Raw genomic sequence first — 1,489 nt, forward strand, 5'->3', positions numbered from 1 at the left:
GGCTCTTCGCCATTGAGTGTGGTGCGGAGGTGACGCGCCGAGGCGCCGCTTGAGGCCGGGGAAGGGTCGAGGTCCCCGAGGATCAGAGGACTTCTACCTCTCCTGACCTTGAGGACCTCGACGATGGGTGAGCCTACGTCGTGCTGCCGTTCCGACGGCGGCTACTGCGACCGCTGCGATCTTCTGGTCGGCCTCAACGGGTTGCACGTCGTCGCGGTTGATCGCGACGACGGGGACAGTGGCAGTGGCGCCCTGACCGTGACGGTGGAGTCAGCGCCGGGCGTGATGGGCTGCCGTGCATGCGGTGTCGTCGCGCGCGGCCACGGACGCCTCGAGGTGCGCCTGGTCGACGCGCCGGCGATGGGACGACCGGTGCGGATCTGCTGGCGCAAGCGACGCTGGCGCTGCCTAGAGGCAGCCTGCCCGGTGACGACGTTCGTGGAGCAGGACGACCGGATCGCCGCGCCACGAGGGAAGCTCACCACGCGGGCCTGCCGGTGGGCGATCGAGCAACTGCGCCGCGAGCACGCCTCGGTCAACGGCCTGCGCCGGCAGCTCCGCACGGGCTGGCGAACGGTCTGGGAGTCCATCCGGCCGCTGCTCGAAGCGGCCGACGCCGACCCGACCCGCTTCGCCGGCGTGGAGATGCTCGGTGTCGACGAGCACATCTGGCACCACGTCAGCACGAAGCCCATCGAGGACGGCGGACGCGGTCCGAAGGAGCTCACCGGCATGGTCGACCTCACCCGCGACCAGCACGGACACGTCCACGCCCGGCTGCTGGACCTGGTGCCCGGCCGCTCCGGGCAGGCCTACCGCACTTGGCTCATCGAGCGCGGCGAGACCTTCCGCGCCGGCGTGAAGATCGCGACCCTCGACCCGTTCCACGGCTACAAGAACGCCATCGACGACCAGCTGCAGGACGCCGTCGCCGTCCTGGACGCCTTCCACATCGTCAAGCTCGCCACCGCCGTCGTCGACGACGTCCGCCGCCGCGTTCAGCAGAACACCACCGGGCACCGCGGCCGTCGTGACGACCCGCTCTACCGCGTCCGGAACATTCTCCGCGCCGGCGCTGAGCACCTCAACGACCGGCAGCAGGCACGGCTGCACTCGGCGTTCACCGCCCGCGAGGAGCACGTGGAGGTCGAAGTCGCCTACCGCTGCGCCCAGCAGGTCCGTGCCTGCTTCCACCAAGACAGCCACGCCGCCGGACGACACCTCGCCGAGAAGGTCCTGGCTGCCCTTCCGACGTGTCCGATCCCCGAGGTCGCCAGACTCGGCCGCACGCTGAAGCAGTGGCGCGAGGCGTTCCTCGGCTACTTCGACACCCACGGCGCCAGCAACGGCGGCACCGAAGCCGTGAACGGGCTCATCGAGCTGCACCGCCGCATCGCCCGCGGCTTCCGCAACCGCAACAACTACAGGCTCCGCATGCTCCTCATCGCCGGCGGCCTGACCCCGTGACCACACTCAACGGCGAAGAGCC

Annotated in this window: 1 protein-coding gene; it reads left to right on the top strand. The window is 70.3% G+C overall.

Annotated elements, in window-relative coordinates:
* Window positions 1–123 precede the first annotated feature (123 nt).
* Window positions 124–1,467 (top strand): ISL3 family transposase, encoded by a 1,344-nt coding sequence (locus tag WAB14_RS18170; protein WP_340271757.1) that lies wholly within the window; start codon window positions 124–126, stop codon window positions 1,465–1,467.
* The last annotated feature ends 22 nt before the right edge of the window (window positions 1,468–1,489 follow it).

Origin of the sequence: Aquipuribacter nitratireducens, assembly GCF_037860835.1 — a bacterium.
Taxonomy (GTDB): Bacteria; Actinomycetota; Actinomycetes; order Actinomycetales; family JBBAYJ01; genus Aquipuribacter; species Aquipuribacter nitratireducens.